16 protein-coding genes are annotated in these 17817 nt (G+C 65.3%); 6 read left to right on the forward strand and 10 right to left on the reverse strand.

The features are described from left to right. Window positions 1-72 precede the first annotated feature (72 nt). The 4 genes from ftsB to pyrG all read right to left on the reverse strand — a co-directional run bounded on the left by ftsB (window position 73) and on the right by pyrG (window position 4294). Window positions 73-366 carry a cell division protein FtsB gene (gene ftsB, locus PQU96_RS02215; RefSeq protein ID WP_272770627.1) on the reverse strand — a complete coding sequence of 98 codons (294 nt, stop codon included), beginning with the start codon at window positions 364-366 and terminating at the stop codon, window positions 73-75. Between the two features lie 3 nt (window positions 367-369). Next, complete coding sequence (eno, locus tag PQU96_RS02220; protein WP_272770628.1) at window positions 370-1653, reverse strand: phosphopyruvate hydratase; 1284 nt, start codon at window positions 1651-1653, stop codon at window positions 370-372. Window positions 1654-1739: 86 nt separating this feature from the next. After that, complete coding sequence (kdsA, locus tag PQU96_RS02225) at window positions 1740-2591, reverse strand: 3-deoxy-8-phosphooctulonate synthase (RefSeq protein ID WP_272770629.1); 852 nt, start codon at window positions 2589-2591, stop codon at window positions 1740-1742. 62 nt (window positions 2592-2653) lie between these two features. Then, window positions 2654-4294 (reverse strand): CTP synthase, encoded by a 1641-nt coding sequence (pyrG, locus tag PQU96_RS02230; RefSeq protein ID WP_272770630.1) that lies wholly within the window; start codon window positions 4292-4294, stop codon window positions 2654-2656. 347 nt (window positions 4295-4641) lie between these two features. On the opposite strand from pyrG, the gene rpmB reads away from it, so the two are divergent. After that, on the forward strand, window positions 4642-4875 hold the full coding sequence (rpmB, locus tag PQU96_RS02235; protein WP_026107616.1) for a 50S ribosomal protein L28: 234 nt from the start codon (window positions 4642-4644) through the stop codon (window positions 4873-4875). Window positions 4876-4911: 36 nt separating this feature from the next. Beyond that, complete coding sequence (rpmG, locus tag PQU96_RS02240) at window positions 4912-5067, forward strand: 50S ribosomal protein L33 (protein WP_047967345.1); 156 nt, start codon at window positions 4912-4914, stop codon at window positions 5065-5067. 119 nt (window positions 5068-5186) lie between these two features. Here rpmG and PQU96_RS02245 read toward each other — a convergent pair whose 3' ends face one another. Continuing rightward, window positions 5187-6407 carry an FAD-dependent monooxygenase gene (locus PQU96_RS02245; RefSeq protein WP_272770631.1) on the reverse strand — a complete coding sequence of 407 codons (1221 nt, stop codon included), beginning with the start codon at window positions 6405-6407 and terminating at the stop codon, window positions 5187-5189. Between the two features lie 72 nt (window positions 6408-6479). Continuing rightward, window positions 6480-7397 carry a LysR family transcriptional regulator gene (locus PQU96_RS02250; protein ID WP_272770632.1) on the reverse strand — a complete coding sequence of 306 codons (918 nt, stop codon included), beginning with the start codon at window positions 7395-7397 and terminating at the stop codon, window positions 6480-6482. 184 nt (window positions 7398-7581) lie between these two features. Here PQU96_RS02250 and PQU96_RS02255 point away from each other — a divergent pair, with 184 nt between their 5' ends. The 3 genes from PQU96_RS02255 to PQU96_RS02265 all read left to right on the forward strand — a co-directional run bounded on the left by PQU96_RS02255 (window position 7582) and on the right by PQU96_RS02265 (window position 10344). Next, window positions 7582-8454, forward strand: a complete 873-nt coding sequence (locus tag PQU96_RS02255; protein ID WP_272770633.1) for a DMT family transporter — start codon at window positions 7582-7584, stop codon at window positions 8452-8454. 62 nt (window positions 8455-8516) lie between these two features. After that, entirely contained in the window at window positions 8517-9410 is an 894-nt protein-coding gene (locus PQU96_RS02260; RefSeq protein ID WP_272770634.1) for a hypothetical protein, read from the forward strand. A 136-nt stretch (window positions 9411-9546) separates the two neighbouring features. Next, on the forward strand, window positions 9547-10344 hold the full coding sequence (locus tag PQU96_RS02265; protein ID WP_272770635.1) for a CHAD domain-containing protein: 798 nt from the start codon (window positions 9547-9549) through the stop codon (window positions 10342-10344). Between the two features lie 182 nt (window positions 10345-10526). Here the strand turns inward: PQU96_RS02265 and PQU96_RS02270 are convergent, their stop codons facing one another. Continuing rightward, entirely contained in the window at window positions 10527-11162 is a 636-nt protein-coding gene (locus PQU96_RS02270) for a Clp protease ClpP (RefSeq protein ID WP_272770636.1), read from the reverse strand. A 236-nt stretch (window positions 11163-11398) separates the two neighbouring features. Here PQU96_RS02270 and PQU96_RS02275 point away from each other — a divergent pair, with 236 nt between their 5' ends. Continuing rightward, window positions 11399-12145, forward strand: coding sequence for a substrate-binding periplasmic protein (locus tag PQU96_RS02275; protein WP_272770637.1), 747 nt, complete (start codon window positions 11399-11401; stop codon window positions 12143-12145). 62 nt (window positions 12146-12207) lie between these two features. On the opposite strand, the gene PQU96_RS02280 is transcribed toward PQU96_RS02275, so the two are convergent. The 3 genes from PQU96_RS02280 to mfd form a co-directional block, all read right to left on the reverse strand. Then, complete coding sequence (locus tag PQU96_RS02280; RefSeq protein WP_272770638.1) at window positions 12208-12984, reverse strand: EAL domain-containing protein; 777 nt, start codon at window positions 12982-12984, stop codon at window positions 12208-12210. A gap of 272 nt (window positions 12985-13256) precedes the next feature. Continuing rightward, window positions 13257-13853, reverse strand: a complete 597-nt coding sequence (locus PQU96_RS02285; protein ID WP_272770639.1) for a BPSL1445 family SYLF domain-containing lipoprotein — start codon at window positions 13851-13853, stop codon at window positions 13257-13259. 448 nt (window positions 13854-14301) lie between these two features. Next, window positions 14302-17703, reverse strand: coding sequence for a transcription-repair coupling factor (gene mfd, locus PQU96_RS02290; protein WP_272770640.1), 3402 nt, complete (start codon window positions 17701-17703; stop codon window positions 14302-14304). Window positions 17704-17817 lie beyond the last annotated feature (114 nt).

A 17817-nucleotide genomic window follows, 5' to 3' on the forward strand; every position in this document is an offset into this window, starting at 1 on the left:
ACCAGACCCGGGGGCTTTTATGAGCAACCATTATGTTTTTTTGAGCCTGCAGGGGAGGCCGGAGCCGCCCGGTTATTGAGCCTGCGAGGCGGTGCTATTGTCCAGTAGCTGGAAAAACACCTCGTTGTTCCGGATCATACCAAGTTCATTTCGTGCACGCTCTTCGATTGCAGCAGAACCTTGCTTCAGGTCACGCACTTCGGCGTCGAGTGCGGCGTTGCGGCCAACCAGGACTGCGTTGGCCGCACGTTGTTCCTCGACCTGGGAGTCGAGTTGCCAGACCCTGAGCCAGCTGCCCTTGCCTAGCCAGAGTGGCCATTGCAGGGCAGCGATCAGGACAATCAGCGTCAGGGTCAGCTTGCGCATTGCTTACTTCAGGTGATAGAAGGCGGCACGGCCAGGGTACCAGGCAGCATCACCCAGTTCTTCTTCGATACGCAGCAGCTGGTTGTACTTGGCCATGCGGTCGGAGCGCGACAGCGAGCCGGTCTTGATCTGCATGCAGTTGGTCGCTACAGCCAGATCGGCGATGGTGCTGTCTTCGGTTTCGCCGGAACGATGGCTCATCACGCTGGTGTAGCGCGAGCGCTTGGCCAGGTCGACGGCTTTCAGGGTCTCGGATAGGGTACCGATCTGGTTCACCTTCACCAGCAGCGAGTTGGCGAGACCGCCTTCGATGCCTTTGGCCAGGATGGCCGGGTTGGTCACGAACAGGTCGTCGCCGACCAGCTGCACGCGGTCGCCCAGACGTTCGGTCAGGATCTTCCAGCCGTTCCAGTCGTGCTCGCTCATGCCGTCCTCGATCGAGATGATCGGGTACTTGTCGGCCAGCGTTTCCAGGTAGTCGGTGAACTGCTCGGAGGTCAGCGACAGGCCTTCGGCGGTCAGGTGGTACTTGCCGTCCTTGTAGAACTCGGAGGAGGCGCAGTCCAGCGCCAGCATCACGTCCTGGCCGGCAACGTAACCGGCGGCGTCGATGGCTTCCAGAATCAGCGTGATCGCTTCTTCGTGGCTGGTCAGGTTGGGCGCGAAGCCGCCTTCGTCACCGACGGTGGTGGCGTAGCCCTTGCTGTCGCACAGTTTCTTCAGCGCGTGGAAGATCTCGGCGCCGCAGCGCAGCGCTTCGCGGAAGGTGGCGGCACCGACCGGCAGGATCATGAATTCCTGGATGTCCAGGGTGTTGTTGGCGTGGGCACCACCGTTGATCACGTTCATCATCGGTACCGGCAGGGCCATAGGGCCGGCGCCGCCGAGGTAGCGGTACAGCGGCAGGCCGGCATCTTCAGCGGCGGCGCGGGCCACGGCCATCGATACGGCCAGCATGGCGTTGGCGCCGAGGCGGGACTTGGTTTCGGTGCCGTCCAGCTCGATCAGGGTCTTGTCGATGAAGGCCTGGTCGGAAGCGTCGAGGCCGATGATGGCTTCGCAGATTTCGGTGTTGATGTTCTCAACGGCTTTCAGTACGCCCTTGCCGAGGTAGCGGCCCTTGTCGCCATCACGCAGTTCCAGTGCTTCTTTCTCGCCGGTGGAGGCGCCGGACGGTACGGCGGCGCGGCCCATCACGCCGGAGTCCAGCAAGACGTCGGCTTCAACTGTCGGGTTGCCACGGGAATCGAGGATTTCGCGGGCAATCACGTCGATGATCGAACTCATGAATGTTTCCTTCAGGGGATCTTGGTTAGTCAAACCGGAGTACGGTGCGGCCAACCTTGCAACAGGTTGGCCGTGAAATCAACCTGTTACAGCGCTTGTTCGGCAAATGGCTGACCCTTGACCAGCGCATCGATCTGCTTGAGCGTGTGCAGCAGGGTTTTCATGTGCGGCAGCGGCCAGGCGTTGGGGCCGTCGGACATGGCGCGGGCCGGGTCCGGATGCGTCTCCATGAACAGGCCGGCGATGCCGGTGGCTACCGCGGCGCGCGCCAGGACCGGCACGAATTCGCGCTGGCCGCCGGAGCTGGTGCCCTGGCCGCCGGGCAGCTGTACCGAGTGGGTGGCGTCGTACACCACCGGGCAGCCGGTCTCGCGCATGATCGCCAGCGAACGCATGTCGGACACTAGGTTGTTGTAGCCGAAGGAGGCGCCGCGTTCGCAGGCCATGAAGCTGTCCGGGTCGAGACCGGCTTCCAGCGCAGCTTCGCGCGCCTTGTCGATCACGTGTTTCATGTCGCCCGGTGCCATGAACTGGCCCTTCTTGATGTTCACCGGCTTGCCGCACACGGCGACGGCGCGGATGAAGTCGGTCTGGCGTGCGAGGAAGGCCGGGGTCTGCAGCACGTCGACGACGGCGGCAACGTGCGGTACCTGTTCCTCGGTGTGTACGTCGGTCAGCACCGGCACGCCGATCTGGCGGCGTACCTCGGCCAGGATGCGCAGGCCTTCTTCCATGCCGAAGCCGCGGAACGACTTGCCGGACGAGCGGTTGGCCTTGTCGAAACTGGACTTGTAGATGAAGTTGATGCCCAGTTCGCTGGTGATTTCCTTCAGCTGACCGGCGGTATCCAGCGCCATCTGTTCGCTCTCGATCACGCAGGGACCGGCAATCAGGAACAGCGGCTGGTCAAGGCCGACTTCGAATCCGGCGAGTTTCATGGTGTGTGTCCTTCAGCTGGAAGCAGGGTTGGCCGCAGTGCTGCGGCCAACCCTGGATGGCATCAAGCCTTGGCTGTGTCAGCCTGGTAGGCGAGCGCCGCTTTGACGTAGGCGATGAACAGCGGGTGGCCGTCACGCGGGGTGGAAGTGAATTCCGGATGGAACTGGCAGGCGAAGAACCAGCGGTGGTTGCCCAGCTCGATGGTTTCCACCAGCTTTTCGTGGCCGGCGGACAGACCGCTGATGGTCAGACCGGCTTCTTGCAGGCGGCCAACGTAGTGGTTGTTCACTTCGTAGCGGTGACGGTGACGCTCGGTGATCTCGGTGCTGCCGTACACGCGTGCCGCCAGCGAACCCGGGGTCAGGTCGCACTGCTGGCTGCCCAGGCGCATGGTGCCGCCGAGGTTGGAGTTCTCGTCGCGGGTCTCGATCTTGCCGTCGTGGTTGACCCACTCGTCGATCAGCGCCACTACCGGGTAGTCGGTTTCGAGGTCGAACTCGGTGGAGTTGGCGCCAGCCATGCCGGCCACGTCGCGGGCGTACTCGATCAGTGCGATCTGCATCCCCAGGCAGATGCCCAGGTAAGGGATGTTGTTCTCGCGGGCGAATTTCACCGCCTTGATCTTGCCTTCCACGCCGCGCTTGCCGAAGCCGCCCGGTACCAGGATGGCGTCCATGTTCTTCAGCGATTCGGCGCCGTCACGCTCGATCTCTTCCGAGTCGACGTAGATGATGTTGACGTTGGTGCGGGTGTGCACGCCGGCGTGCTTCAGCGCCTCGGTCAGCGACTTGTACGATTCGGTCAGGTCGACGTACTTGCCGACCATGGCGATGTTGACTTCGTGCTGCGGATGCTCGATGGCGTCGATGATGCCGTTCCACACCGACAGGTCCGCCTTCGGCAGCTCCAGCTGCAGCTGTTCGCAGATAATGTCGTCGATACCCTGCGCGTGCAGCATGCCAGGTACCTTGTAGATCGAGTCGGCGTCGTAGCAGCCGATCACCGCGTTCTCTTCCACGTTGCAGAACAGCGCGATCTTGCGCTTTTCGTCTTCCGGCAGTTCGCGGTCCATGCGGCACAGCAGGATGTCCGGCTGGATGCCGATCTCGCGCATCTCCTTCACCGAGTGCTGTGTCGGCTTGGTCTTGATTTCGCCGGCGGTGGCGATATAAGGCACGTAGGAGAGGTGCACGAACAGGGTGTTCTTGCGACCGTGGTTGGAGCGCATCTGGCGAATCGCTTCCAGGAACGGCAGCGACTCGATGTCGCCCACGGTGCCGCCGATTTCCACGATGGCCACGTCCACGTCACCGGCGCCTTCGCGTACCTTCAGCTTGATCTCGTCGGTGATGTGCGGGATCACCTGCACGGTGCCGCCGAGGTAGTCGCCGCGGCGTTCCTTGGTGATCACGGATTCGTAGATCTGGCCGGTGGTGAAGTTGTTGCTTTTCTTCATCTTGGCTTTGATGAAGCGCTCGTAGTGACCCAGATCCAGGTCGGTTTCCGCACCGTCTTCGGTCACGAAGACTTCGCCGTGCTGGAACGGGCTCATGGTGCCCGGATCGACGTTGATGTAAGGGTCGAGCTTCAGCATGGTGACTTTAAGCCCGCGAGACTCAAGGATAGCGGCGATGGACGCAGCGGCGATGCCCTTGCCGAGGGAGGACACCACACCGCCGGTTACGAAGATGTACTTGGTCATGGGAATGCAACTCTGTTGGAATCTGTGATTTTAACCGAAAGCCGCACTTTTTTGAATGGGCAATGCGCGACTGTTTGCCGTTTGTCTGCAATTACTTGCCGCTGCTCCGCCGGGCGGGTGCCGCCGGTTTTTGTGGTGCAAGCCACAGTTGTTCGCGGTGGCTGCGTTTCATGACAATTAAAGCGTGCGTGCGCCGTAGCCTTGTTGTATTATTGCGGATTCTTTTAGCCGCTCACGCATGGCGGGTGATACTGTCGGGTTCCATGACCGACAGGGCGCCGTCTTGTCGAATGGCTTCTTAATATGGTATAAGTTTACCTTTTACCGGCTTTTGGGAGTGATGAACCATGGCGCGTGTTTGCAAAGTCACCGGCAAGCGTCCGATGACCGGGAACAATGTGTCCCACGCCAATAACAAGACTAAGCGTCGTTTTCTGCCTAACCTGCAATATCGCAAGTTCTGGGTAGAGAGCGAAAATCGTTGGGTGCGTCTGCGTATTTCTAACGCAGCACTGCGTACCATCGATAAGGTAGGCATCGACGCCGTTCTGGCCGACCTGCGTGCTCGCGGCGAGCTGTAATTTTTCGACCGACGAAATCGACAATAAGGAATAGCCATGCGCGACAAGATCAAGCTGGAATCGACCGCAGGTACCGGTCACTTCTACACTACCACCAAGAACAAGCGTACGATGCCTGAGAAAATGGAGATCAAAAAATTTGATCCCGTTGCTCGCAAGCATGTTCTGTACAAGGAAATCAAACTGAAGTAATTCAGTCTGGTTGTCTTGTTGAGAAAAGCCCTTTGACTCGTCAAAGGGCTTTTTGTTTGGTGCTGGCGGTTATCGCGCAGCAAGAACACGCTGCGGCCAGGGTTGGCCGCAGCGTGTTTTCATTTGCCGGGCAGGCCGATGCGCAGGCCGCGTGCCAGCGGTGACAGGCCCAGTGCGTAGCGCACCACTTCCTGTTTCAGCCTGCCTGGGCGGTTGGCGAGCTTTAGCGCCAGGTTGCGCAGCAGGCGCAGCGGCGGCGCGCTGTTGCCGAAGCCGTAGCAGAAAGCATCCATCAGTCGCTGCATGGCGTGGTTGGGCAACATGCGCTGGCGCTGGTAGCGTTGCAGCAGCGCCGGTGCCGCCGGATCCTGCTCCAGGCGGAAAGCCTCGTGCAGCAGCGCGGACAGTGCCTGCACGTCCTGGAAGCCGAGGTTGACGCCTTGCCCGGCCAGCGGATGGATGGTGTGTGCGGCGTCGCCGGCCAGCACCACGCGGCCGCGATGGTACTGCTGCGCGTGGCGGCGGGTGAGGGCGAAGCTGCCGCGGCTGACCAGCTGGCGCAATACCGGCAGCCGCGCGGGGAATTCGCGCTGGAAGGCGGCGATCAGCGCCGCTTCGCTGAGGGTTTCCAGCTCGCGCACCCGTGCCGGCTGGTGGTACCACACCAGCGACGCGTAGTCGCCGGGCAGCGGCAGCAGCGATTGCGGGCCGTCGGCGGTGAACTGCTGCCAGGTGATGTCGCGCTCGCCGCCCTCGATGGCGAAGGTAGCGACGAAGGCGTGCATCGGGTAGTCGTGGCTGTTGATGCCGATGCCGGCCAGCCGGCGCGCGGCGGACTGGGCGCCGTCGGCGGCGACCACCAGTTTGGCGGCAAACTGGCGGCCGCTGCCCAGTGTCACCAGGCAGTGGTCGCCCCGTTCACTCAGCGATTGCAGCAGGTCGGGGCAGATCAGCTCGACATTGTCGTGCTGCGCCAGCGCCTGCTGGCAGGCCAGCTGCACGATGCGGTTCTCGATGATGTGGCCCAGTTCGGCCTCGCCCAGCTCGGCGGCGTCGAACAGCGTGCCTTCCTGCTCGTCGTTTTCCCACACCAGCATGCGCCGGTACGGCGCGCTGCGCATCGCCTCGATAGATGGCCAGGCGCCGATGGCGGACAGCAGTTGCCGTGATGCCGGGCTGATGGCAGACACGCGCAGGTCCGGCGCGCTGGCCGGATCGAAGGCGGCGGGCGCCTGTTGTTCCAGCACCACGATGCGGCGGCCGGTGTCGGCCAGCGCCGCGGCCAGCGCCGCCCCGACCATGCCGCCACCGACGATGAACAGATCAGCTTGTTCGACCATGTTTAGCCTCTTGTACCGAATAAAGTCGGGGCCGACTGTAGCAGTCCGCCTTGCGGCCAACCTTGGTCTGGGTCAAATCCCGTCCAGCGCCGCCTGCAGCCGCGGGATGATGAAGGAGATGAAGGCCTGGTGCTTGCGCGGCATCGGCTGGTGGTAGGCAAACACCAGGAACACCGGCCAGCCGGCGGCGCGCCACTGCGGCAACACCGCGACGATGTCGCCTTTTTCCAGCAGCGGCCTGGCCATGTAGCTGGGCAACAGGCCGATGCCGTGCCCGGCCTGGATGATGCTGGACACCACTGCGTACTGGTCTACCACCAGCGACGGGCAGATGCTGACGGTGGCGCTGGTGTCGTCGCAGGCCAGTCGCCATTCGCTGCCCTGCTTGCCGTAGTAGGCGTTGCTGATCAGGCGGTGCTGGTGCAGCTGCTCGGTGCTGGCCGGCGCCGGGTGCTGCGCGAGATAGTCCGGGCTGGCGTACAGCGCCTCCCACACCAGGCCCACCGGGCGCGCCACCAGCCGGTCGTCGTGGACATTGCGCGTGCGCAGGGTAAAATCCAGCCCCTCGCCGACCGGGTCCTGGATGCGGTTTTCCACGACCAGTTCGATGCGCAGCGCCGGGTACAGCACGGTCATCTCCGCCAGCAGCGGCCCCAGCAGTTGTTGCGCAAGGCCGGCGGAGCAGCCGATGCGCAGCACGCCTTCCACACTGTCGCGCGCCTGTTCGATGTCGTGACGCACGCTGTCCAGCAGCTCGCGCAGGCGGGTGGCGTGGGCGGCCAGCCGCTGCCCGCTTTCGGTCAGCGCCACGCGGCGGGTATTGCGCAGCACCAGCACGGTGCCCAGTTCCTGTTCCAGTTCCTTGATCAGCTGGCTGATGCGGCTCTTGGCGCAGTGCAGCGCCTCGGCGGCGGCGGTGAAACTGCCGTGACGGGCGAGGGCATCGAAAGCAAGTAGCGCGTCAGGCGAAAGCGTTGGTGTTGTTTTCATTGCAGAACAATCTGTTTAGCATCTTATGGTGTTCAGTAGTGTAACGCGGGATTAAGCTGTCGTTCACCTCGCTGTCATGGTTTCGCAACCTGCGCGACGGTTGATGCACTCCAGTGTGACCTATGGCCGACCGCCCATGTCGGCCATTTTTTTTGCGGCCGCGCCGGCTGCCAGACGGAAAACCATGTTGCCCTATATTGCCTTGACCACGGCCATGCTGCTGTGGGCCAGTTCCTTCATCGCCCTGAAAACGGTGTTCCAGGTGTTCGACCCGCTGTTCGTGCTGTTCTGCCGCATGGTGATCGCCACCGCGCTGCTGCTGCCGCTGATGGCGTGGCAGGGCACGCGCTGGCACTACCGCGCCGGCGACTGGAAGTGGATCCTGCTGCTCGGCCTGTGCGAGCCGTGCCTGTATTTCCTGTTCGAGGCGCAGGCGCTGCTGTACACCAGCGCCTCGCAGGCCGGGCTGATCACTGCCACGCTGCCGGTGCTGGCTGCGCTGGGCGCGCTGCTGTTCCTGCGCGAAAAGCTGGGGCGGCGCGCCTGGTGCGGCATCGCCATCTCGCTGCTGGGCGTGGCGTGGCTGACGCTGACCAGCGAATCCTCGGCCGCGGCGCCCAACCCGCTGCTGGGCAACACGCTGGAGTTTCTCGCCATGGTCTGCGCCACCGGTTACGTGCTGATGGCGAAGAAGCTGTCCAGCCGTTACTCCGCGCTGGCGATCACCGCGATCCAGACGGTGATGGGCTGCGTGTGGTTCGGCGTCAGCCTGCTGACGCCGTGGGCCAGCTGGCCGCAGGCGTTCCCGGCCGACGCGGTGTTCTGGGTAGTCTATCTTGGCGCCTTCATCACCCTTGGCGCCTACGGCCTGTACACCTGGTCGGTGTCCAAGGTGCCGGTGGCGATGGCGGCGGCCTTCATCAACCTGATCCCGGTGTTCACCCTGCTGCTGGCCGGCCTGTTGCTGGACGAGCGCCTCAACGGCTGGCAGTGGCTGGCCTGCCTGCTGGTACTGGGCGGGGTGATGCTGAGCCAGAGCAAGCGGAGTACCGCCTGAGTTTGCCGCCGGGCGATAGTGTATTACCCTTGCGTTTTGGCATTATTCAGCGGTGGTTCTTCATGACGTCTTATCTCGCGGCGCTTGCCGCCACTTGCGGCCTGTTGCTGCCGGCGCTGTCGCTGGCGCAGACGCCGGTCATCGCGCACGGTGCGGTCGCGCCCGAGGCCGCCAAGCCGGCTGTTGCAGCCCCTGAAGCCGCTCACGAGAAACTGTCACCGTCGATGCGGCCGCTGTCGCCGCCGGTGCCGGTCTACCATCCACCACGGCGCCTGCCGCAACAGGCGGTGCACTACGCCAAACCGGCGGCCAAGCGTCAGCAGCATGCTGCGCCGGCGCGCCAGCCGGCGATGGCCCCGTCGCTGCGCGCCGCCGCCGCCCTCGGCAAACGGCTGTTGCCGCCTGCCGCGCATGCAGGCAAGTCGCCGCGCCTGACGGTGCTGGCCTGCGCCGACGGTGCGCCGCGCCACGGCGCGCAGGGCGCGCTCTACCTGGTGCAGAACCCCGGCAACCAGTTGCTGCTGGGCGAGGCGGGCGTCAGCCACGCGGTGCGCCAGCTGCGCACGCCGCTGCTGCTGGTGCTGGCCAGTGCCGACTGCAAGGCGGTCAACACCGCGCGCGGCGATTTTTCGGCGCTGCCGCTGGCCGAGCAAGCCACGCTGCTGAGCATCAATGTCGACAAGGGCGGTACGCCGCTTTCGGCGCAGCTGGACAACCTCGACAACCAGGTCGAGGCGGCGGTGCTGCTCTACGGCGGCGAGGTCGAGGCCGGCCGGCTGTCGGTGATCGGCGCCTACTACGACGCCGCCGGCCAGCTGGGCAAGCGCGGCCAGCTGGTGGTGACCAGCATCAACGGCGAGCGCGACAAGGCCACCATCGCGCGCCTGCTGCGGCAGCGGGCGGTGTTCAATGCAGCCACCGGCATCGGCACGCCACTGGCCGGCGCCGGCCACTGAGTTTTACCGCGCCCGAGGCGACTGCGGCCAACCTTGCACGGCAAGGTTGGCCGCAGTGCCTTGTGGCGTATCCCGCCTGTCGTGACGGCGCGGCTGTACTACGCTACATAGCAACAGCCAGCCGAAAGCCCGCGCCATGTCCGCCTCTGCCCGCCGCATCCTGAAACGACGCCTCGCCCGCTATGGCCGCGACATCCTGCTGGCGCGGCAGCAACTGGGCGCGGCCGACAATGGCGAGGCGCTGCACCGGCTGCGCATCGGCCTGCGCCAGCTGCGCAGCCTGTTGCGCGGCCTCGGCGCCTTGTCGGGGGCCGCGCCGCTGCTACGGCTGTCGGCGCAGTTGCGGCAGCTGGCCTGTGCCGGCAACGACTGGCGCGACCGCGAGGTGCGGCTGGCGCTGCTGCAACAGGCGGCGGGGAAAGCGGACAGCCAGGCCTTTGCCGCCTGGCGCTGGCGTGAAGTGACGGCGCTGCAGGCCGGACGGCTGGACTTGCAGCAGCAGGCGAAAGTGCTGGATCGGCTGCTGCCGGCCTTGCGGCGTGCCTGCGTGCCGCTGCTCGCCCGTCGCAACCGGCGCCTGCGGCGCACGCTGCGACGGGCGCTGCTGCAGACGCGGCGCCGCTATCGCCGCGCCCGGCGCGACTGGCAACGCCAGCCGGACGATGCCGCGCTGGCGCACCGGCTGCGGCTGTTGGCCAAGCGCTTGCGTTATCAGATTGAGGCCGGCGGCAAGTTGCTGGGCAAACGCTGGCAGCGGCGGGCGCAGCGTGCCCGTGACTGGCAGCAGCGGCTGGGTGACGAGCGCGACCGGCAGCTGCTGCTGCAGAGCATCGCGCGCGATCACATCCCGTTGCCGGCGGCGGCGCAGCGCTGGCTGGAGCAGGGCGCCACTGCCCAGGCGGGCGAGCGGCTACCGGCGGCCGGCGTGTCCTGAGAACCTGTTCACGATCTGCTGCGTTTCGTGAAACGTTACACGGTGAGTACGGCTTCGGCATGCTGGTTTATCTCTGGATAAATGCCGCTTCTCCAGCCGTTTTCGCCTTGGCTGGCGTGATTGTGAACACGTCCTGAGCCGCCCCGGCCTGCGGCCAACCTTGCCACGGCCGGTATCCTTGTTCACTCGCTTTTCTTGGCGCGCGGCTTGCGCGGCGCGGTGGTCGGCAGCCCTTGCTGGATGCGGTGCAGACGGCGGCGGATGTCGTCGGTATCGAGCCAGATGTCCTCGCCGCGGAAGATGCGCTCCAGTTCCTCCGCGCTGAGAAAGGGCATGCACACGTGGCGCATCACCTTCTCGAACCACTTGCCGCTGGCCATCACCTGCGCCTGCTGCTCGTTGCCCTTGCCGATCAGCGCCGACGAGTAGTTGTGGAACATCAGCTGGCAGGTGTCGTGCACGATCAGCTCGTCACCGGCGAGGAAGATCAGCGCGCCCATCGAGTAGGCGCGCGCTTCCAGGATGGTGATCACGTGCGCCGGGCTGGCGGCGATGTTGTTGATGATCTGCAGCCCGGTGTCGAAATTGCCGCCCTGGGTGTTCAGGTGCAGGAAAATGATGTCGGATTCGCTGGTGCTGCGCAGCGTGTACAGCAGGTCGGTGTAGTGGATGGGCGCGCCGATCTCGCCGGACAGGTAGAACGAGATCTGGCGGATCACGCCCTGGGTTTCGTAGCGGCGGAACAGCGGCACCTTCTTGCTGTCGTCGTCTTCGTCTTCTTCCAGCTCGGCGCTTGGGATGAGGTGGGAGTGGTGCATCGCGGCTCCTTTGGGTGCGGCAGCGGGGACGGCTTTATCTGGATGGTAGCCGGCGGGATGCCCTTTTGCCGGCGGACTGCAAGGCGGGGACGGCAACGACGCTGGCAGCTGTGCCCCTGGCGTGCGGCCAACCCTGGCACGCGGCGGCGGGCGAGACCGGCGGCAGTGCGCCGGCTGAACCATGTCGACCGCATTTTATGCGATCATGCTTGGCCGTGTGACGGACGGGGAACGGGATGAAACAGACACTGCGGCGCGGCTTGGTATTGCTGCTGGCTATGGCGGCGTGGCCGGTGGCGGCACAGCCGCCGGTCACGCTGCACTACTACGAGCGGCCGCCGTTCATGGTGCGGCAGGCGGACGGCGGCGTCGGCGGGCTGACCGCCGATCGCGCACGGCGCGCCTTTGTCCGCGCCGGCATCCCGGTCCGCTGGGCGCTGACGCCGGCCAAGCGCCAGCTTGCCCTGTTGCGCGCCAATGGCGGCGACGACTGCGCCGTCGGCTGGTTCCGCACCCCGCAGCGACAGGCCTACGCGCTGTTCAGCCGCACGATATACCAGGATCGCGGCGTGGTGCTGATCGCGCGCAGCCCCTTGCTGCCGGCGGCCGGCAGCACGCTGGAACAGGTACTGGCCAATGAACGCCTGCACCTGCTGTACAAGGACGGGCTGAGCTACGGCAGCTACGTGCAGAGCAAGCTGGGCATGGCCAAGGCCGATATCAACTACAGCACCATGGAACAGCCGCAGCTGCTGCGTATGGTGGCGGCCGGCCGTGCCGACGCCATGTTCGCTACCCGCGAAGAGGCGGAAATGCTGCTCACCAGCGGCGAATCCGGCCACGGTGCGCTGCAGCTGCTGGTGTTTTCCGACGTCGGCGCCGGCGACACTCGTCACATCCTGTGCAGCCGCCGTGTCGGCGACGCGCTGATGCAGCGGCTGGATGCCGCCATTGCCAGCGAGATCCGGCTGACGCAGCGCTGAACGCCTGCGGCCAACCTTGTACTCAAAGGTTGGCCGCAAGTGGTGGTGATGGCTCGTGAGGCTCAGGCCGCGGGCGTGCTGCCGGTCGGCCAGTGAATGGCCGGCAGCTGTTCGAAGCCCGGCTTGGCGAACAGGTAGCCCTGGTACAGGTGGATCGCCTGTGCCTGCAACCAGGCCAGCTCGTCCTCGCTTTCCACGCCCTCCGCGATGATCTCGATCTGCAGCGCCTGACACACGCCGATGATCCCCTTCACGATGGCCTGCCGCACCAGATCCAGGTGGATGTTGCGCACCAGCGCCATGTCCAGCTTGATGATGTCCGGCTGGAATTCCGCCAGCAGATTGAGCCCGGAATAGCCGGCGCCAAAATCGTCGATCGCGGTCTGGAAGCCCTGGCGCTTGTACTCCGCCATGATGCTTTTCAGGTGGGTCTTGTCCACCATCTGCTCGCTCTCGGTGATCTCGAACAGCAGGCGGTTGGTGGGGAAGTTGAAGCGCTGCGCCGCCGCCAGCGTGGTGCGGATGCAGGTCGCGGCCTGATACACCGCATTGGGCAGGAAGTTGATGCTGACAAAGCAGGGAATCGCCAGCTTGGCGGCCAGCTCCACCGCTTTCACGCGGCAGGACTGGTCGAACACGTAGCGGTTGTGCTCGTTGACCTGCCCCAGGATGCTGGCCGCGCCGCTGCCATCCCGCCCGCGCACCAGTGCTTCATAGGCAAACACGCTGCGATCGCGGATATCGACAATCGGCTGGAATGCCATGGTGAAGTCAAAGCCCAGCGGCGCCGCGTCGCGGCAGGCGTGGCAGGGTTTGATGTCGGGCGGGGCTGTCTGCATGCGGGGGCTCCTGTGGGAAAGGCTGGCCAGGCCGGGGTCGGGAAATCGGCCGCTCGGTGGCGTTGGCGACACATTATGGCACTGTTTCAAAGCGCGGTAGCGGCATGGCGGCATCGTCGTCCTTATCGGGCCTGCGCCTGGCGCGCTGCGCATGCCAGGACCGAAGAGGCGGTATGGTATCGGGCCGATGCGGCGTGGGCCAACGCGTTGCGGCCAACCTTGTACTCAAAGGTTGGCCGCAACGCGTGCTACTACGGAGGATGGCTGCGCGGCTACATGTCCAGTCGGGTGATGCGGGTGCCTTCCAGCGTCAGGTTGGCCATCAGCCCGCTGTTGGTCATCGCAAAGCCGATCACCGGCTGCATCGCGGTGTTGAGGTCGATCTCGCCGTTGGCACCGACATTGAGCAGCGCGACGGAGGCATCGGCGCCCACGGTCCAGCCGTTGCCGCGCCGGAATTTGTCGAGCGCGTCCTGGGTCATGAACAGGAATACCACCGCCTTGGATTGCGCGCCGATCTGCCAGCCGAAGGAGCCGCTGACGGTCTGGTAGTAGCCGGCGGGCTTGCCTTCCATGCGCAGCGCGCCCTTGCCGTACTCGGCACCCACAACCAGCCCGGCGGCGATCACCGACGGAAACACCAGCACGCCCTTGGCCTTGGCCACCAGCTCCTGCGAGCCGTGCGCATTGCTGTACAGCCGCGTCAGGGTGCTGTCGTAGGCGCTGTCGATCTCGCGCTTCTCGTTGGCGATGCTGGCGGCGTCGCGGTTGGCCTGCGTGGTGGTGAGGTGGCCGCCGCCGGTGGTGGTGCAGCCGGCCAGTAGCGACAGGGCGACGCCAAGTGCGACGCCCAGTTTGCGAACTTGCATGATGTTCTCCTGAATGGCTTGCCATCCGGTACATCGCACTGTTGCCGTGCAGCGTCCGGTGGTGCGGGAAAAGGGCAGGGCCGGGGCCGCTGGCGGATCAGGGCGGGCAACAGGGGGAGGATGGCGTGGGGATAAGGGGAAACGGCTCTCCTGAAGGGAGTGGAATGACACCAACCCGGCCACCCGAGCGCGAGCGGCATGACGCGGCATAAGGGAGAAGTGGCTCACGGCTGGCGGCTGGGTGTCGCCGGGCTGGTGTATTCCTTCCGTCGTTATAGGCGATGAATGTGGCACCAGCCCGTTGATTCGCCAAACAATTCATTGCGGGTGCGTTGTTTTGCATTTCATGCTTTGTAACTAAAAATGCGCCGGCCGCCGCCCAAAAGCGTTGCGGCCAACCTTGTCGACAAGGTTGGCCGCAAGAGGCGGACACTGTGCCGGTTTTCGCTCAGCCGAGTTCCTTCAGCAACTCCTTCACCCGCACGATGCGCATCGCCACGTCCGGGATGCTGCTTTCCACGCGCAGCTTGTCCTGGCCGGCAAGCTTGTAGTTACGCTTGGTCTGGATCAGCTGGATGATCTTCATCGGGTCGATGGGTGGGTTCTTGATGAAGGTGAGCTGCAGCGCGACCTCGCTGGCGTCCAGCTTCTGGACGCCAATTACCTTCGCCGCCAGCCGCAGGCGGTGGCTTTCGATCAGCGTCTTCACGCTTTGCGGTGGCAGGCCGAAGCGGTCGATCAGCTCCTCGTGGATGGTGTCGATCTCGTCGTCGGTGTCGCAGGTGGCGAGGCGCTTGTAGATGATCAGGCGCTCGTGCACGCCGGGGCAGTACTCGTCCGGCAGCAGGGCCGGGCTGTGCAGGTTGATCTCGGTGGTGACGCCCAGCGGCGCGTCCAGATCCGGCTCGCGGCCCTTTTTCAGGTCGCGCACCGCCTGTTTCAGCATCTCGGTGAACAGGCTGAAACCGACCTCCTGCATCTCGCCGGACTGGCCTTCGCCCAGCACCTCGCCGGCGCCGCGGATTTCCAGGTCGTGCATCGCCAGATAGAAGCCGGAACCCAGCTCCTCGGACGCCTGGATCGCCTCCAGCCGCTTCTGCGCGTCGCGCGTCATGCCGTCGCCGGTGAGCAGGTAGGCGTAGGCCTGGTGGTGGCTGCGGCCAACCCGGCCGCGCAGCTGGTGCAGCTGCGCCAGGCCGAACTTGTCGGCGCGGTTGATCAGGATGGTGTTGGCGTTGGGGATGTCGATACCGGTCTCGATGATGGTGGAGCACAACAGCACGTTGTAGCGCACTTGCAGGAAGTCGCGCATCACCTGCTCCAGCTCGCGTTCTCGCAGCTGGCCGTGGGCGACGCCGATGCGCGCTTCCGGTACCAGTTCGGCCAGTTTCTCGCGCATGTTCTCGATGGTGTCCACCTCGTTGTGCAGGAAGAACACCTGCCCGCCGCGCTTGAATTCGCGCAGCATCGCCTCGCGGATCACGCCGTTGCTGATCGGGCTGACGAAGGTCTTCACCGCCAGCCGGCGCGACGGCGCGGTGGTGATGGCGGAGAACTCGCGCAGGCCTTCCAGCGCCATCGACAATGTGCGCGGGATCGGCGTGGCGGTCAGCGTCAGCACGTCTACGTTGGCGCGCAGACGTTTCAGCTGCTCCTTCTGGCGCACGCCGAAGCGGTGCTCCTCGTCGATGATGACGAGGCCGAGGTTGTGGAAGTGCACGTCCGGCTGCACCAGCTTGTGGGTGCCGATCACGATGTCTATCGTGCCGGCGGCCAGCCCCTCCATCGCCTGCTTCACTTCCTTCGCGCTCTTGAAGCGCGACAGCTCGGCGACCTTCACCGGCCAGTCGGCAAAGCGGTCGGAGAAGTTCTGGTAGTGCTGCTCGGCCAGCAAGGTGGTCGGCACCAGCACCGCCACCTGCTTGCCGCCCATCACCGCAACGAAGGCGGCGCGCAGTGCGACCTCGGTCTTGCCGAAACCGACGTCGCCGCACACCAGCCGGTCCATCGGCCGGCCGCCGGTCATGTCGGCTATCACCGCCTCGATGGCGCTGGCCTGGTCGACGGTTTCCTCGAAGCCGAAGCCGGCGGCGAAGGCGTCGTAGTCGTGGTGGCTCAGCGTGAACGCGTGGCCCTCGCGCGCCGCGCGTTGCGCGTACAGGTTCAGCAGCTCGGCGGCGGTGTCGCGCGCCTTCTCGGCGGCCTTTTTCTTGGCCTTGTCCCAGGCCGGGTTGCCCAGCCGGTGCAGGGTGACCTCGTCACTGGCGCGGCCGGCGTAGCGGCTGATCAGCTGCAGCTGCGACACCGGCACGTACAGCGTGGCGCCCTCGGCGTACTCCAGCTGCATCATCTCGGTCTGGCCTTCGCCGAGGTCGATCGACACCAGTCCCATGTAGCGGCCAATGCCGTGCGCCTCGTGCACCACCGGGTCGCCGACCTTGACCTCGGCCAGATCGCGCAGCATGGCATCGGAGCTGGCCGCGCTCTTGCGGCGCTTGCCGTGGCTGCGCGCGATGTGCTGGTACAGCTCGGCCTCGGTGACGATGGCAAGGTTGGCCGCAGCGATTTCAAAGCCGTTGAACAGCGGCGTGGCGGCCAGCGCCAGCGGCTGCCGGCCGTCGGCGAATTGCTGCCAGTTGTCCACCGGCTGCGGCTGGATGCCGTTGTCGCGCAGGAACTGGAATAGCGTCTCGCGGCGGCCCAGGCTCTCGGCGGCGATCAGCACCCGGCCGCCGTAGCGCTGGATGAAGCCGGCCAGCTTGGCCAGCGGGTTGTCGGCGCGGCGCTCGACGCCGAGATCGGGCAGCGGCAGATAGTCGCCCTGCGGCTCGCCGTCGCTGACCAGCTCGATGCGCGGGTAGGGCTTCAGCGCCGCCATCAGCTCGTCCGGGCGCAGGAACAGCTCGCCCGGCGGCAGCACCGGCCGTTCCGGATTGCCGCCGGCCATGTTGTAGCGGCTCTGTGCATCGCGCCAGAAGCCTTCCGCCTCGGCCTGCACGTCGCCGTGCACGATCACGCCGGCGGCCGTGCCGAGGTAGTCGAACAGCGTGGCGGTGGCGTCGAAGAACAGCGGCAGGTAGTACTCGATGCCGGCCGGCCACAGGTTGTTGGACACGTCCTTGTAGATGCGGCTCTTGCTCGGGTCGCCTTCCATCTTTTCGCGGTAGTGCTGGCGGAAGGCGGTGACGCCGGCCTCGTCGGTGGGGTACTCGCGCGCCGGCAGCAGGCGGATCTCCGGCACCGGGTACAGCGTGCGCTGGGTGTCTGGGTCGAAGGTCTTCAGGCTGTCGATCTCGTCGTCGAACAGGTCGATGCGATACGGCAGCGCGCTGCCCATCGGGAACAGGTCGACCAGGCCGCCACGGATGGAGAACTCGCCGGGGGCGACCACCTGCGACACGTGCTGGTAGCCGCCGGTGACCATGTCGGCGCGCAGCTTGTCCACGTCCAGCCGCTGTTTCTGCTTCAGCCAGAAGGTGCGCGACAGCAAAAAGCTGACCGGCGACAGGCGGGTGATGACGGTGGACACCGGCGCGATCACCACGTCGCACTCGCCATTGCGGATTTGCCACAGCGTGGCCAGCCGTTCCGACACCAGGTCGCTGTGCGGCGAGAAGTGGTCGTAGGGCAGCGTTTCCCAGTCCGGCAGCAGGGCGATGCGCAGCTCGGGGCGGAAGAACGGCAGCTCGGCCTGCAGCCGCTGCGCGTCCTGCGCGCTGGCGGTGAGGATCAAAACCGGCTGTCCCGGATGCGGCAGCGCAGCAATGAGCGCGCTGTCGGCACTGCCCGCCGGCCGTGCCAGCCGGGTTCTTTGCCCGCTGGCGGGCCACGATCGCAAAGAGGAGGTCATATCGCTATACATTCGCAAAGAGGCGGGTATTATAGCAACGCCACCGGGCTACATGGCCGCGCAAGACGGTCAACCAATATAGATAAAGTCCGGGGTATTACCCGCGTACGTTTT

The sequence above is a fragment of the Vogesella margarita genome (assembly GCF_028548475.1).
In the GTDB taxonomy this organism is placed as follows: Bacteria; Pseudomonadota; Gammaproteobacteria; order Burkholderiales; family Chromobacteriaceae; genus Vogesella; species Vogesella margarita.

Excerpts from the sequence above, each read along its gene's own strand:
- PQU96_RS02265 (WP_272770635.1), top strand. The coding sequence starts at position 9,547 with ATGTCCGCCTCTGCCCGCCGCATCCTGAAACGACGCCTCGCCCGCTAT.
- pyrG (WP_272770630.1), bottom strand. The coding sequence starts at position 4,294 with ATGACCAAGTACATCTTCGTAACCGGCGGTGTGGTGTCCTCCCTCGGC.
- PQU96_RS02245 (WP_272770631.1), bottom strand. The coding sequence starts at position 6,407 with ATGGTCGAACAAGCTGATCTGTTCATCGTCGGTGGCGGCATGGTCGGG.
- PQU96_RS02250 (WP_272770632.1), bottom strand. The coding sequence starts at position 7,397 with ATGAAAACAACACCAACGCTTTCGCCTGACGCGCTACTTGCTTTCGAT.
- kdsA (WP_272770629.1), bottom strand. The coding sequence starts at position 2,591 with ATGAAACTCGCCGGATTCGAAGTCGGCCTTGACCAGCCGCTGTTCCTG.
- rpmG (WP_047967345.1), top strand. The coding sequence starts at position 4,912 with ATGCGCGACAAGATCAAGCTGGAATCGACCGCAGGTACCGGTCACTTC.
- PQU96_RS02270 (WP_272770636.1), bottom strand. The coding sequence starts at position 11,162 with ATGCACCACTCCCACCTCATCCCAAGCGCCGAGCTGGAAGAAGACGAA.
- mfd (WP_272770640.1), bottom strand. The coding sequence starts at position 17,703 with ATGACCTCCTCTTTGCGATCGTGGCCCGCCAGCGGGCAAAGAACCCGG.
- PQU96_RS02285 (WP_272770639.1), bottom strand. The coding sequence starts at position 13,853 with ATGCAAGTTCGCAAACTGGGCGTCGCACTTGGCGTCGCCCTGTCGCTA.
- ftsB (WP_272770627.1), bottom strand. The coding sequence starts at position 366 with ATGCGCAAGCTGACCCTGACGCTGATTGTCCTGATCGCTGCCCTGCAA.
- PQU96_RS02275 (WP_272770637.1), top strand. The coding sequence starts at position 11,399 with ATGAAACAGACACTGCGGCGCGGCTTGGTATTGCTGCTGGCTATGGCG.
- PQU96_RS02280 (WP_272770638.1), bottom strand. The coding sequence starts at position 12,984 with ATGCAGACAGCCCCGCCCGACATCAAACCCTGCCACGCCTGCCGCGAC.
- rpmB (WP_026107616.1), top strand. The coding sequence starts at position 4,642 with ATGGCGCGTGTTTGCAAAGTCACCGGCAAGCGTCCGATGACCGGGAAC.
- eno (WP_272770628.1), bottom strand. The coding sequence starts at position 1,653 with ATGAGTTCGATCATCGACGTGATTGCCCGCGAAATCCTCGATTCCCGT.
- PQU96_RS02255 (WP_272770633.1), top strand. The coding sequence starts at position 7,582 with ATGTTGCCCTATATTGCCTTGACCACGGCCATGCTGCTGTGGGCCAGT.
- PQU96_RS02260 (WP_272770634.1), top strand. The coding sequence starts at position 8,517 with ATGACGTCTTATCTCGCGGCGCTTGCCGCCACTTGCGGCCTGTTGCTG.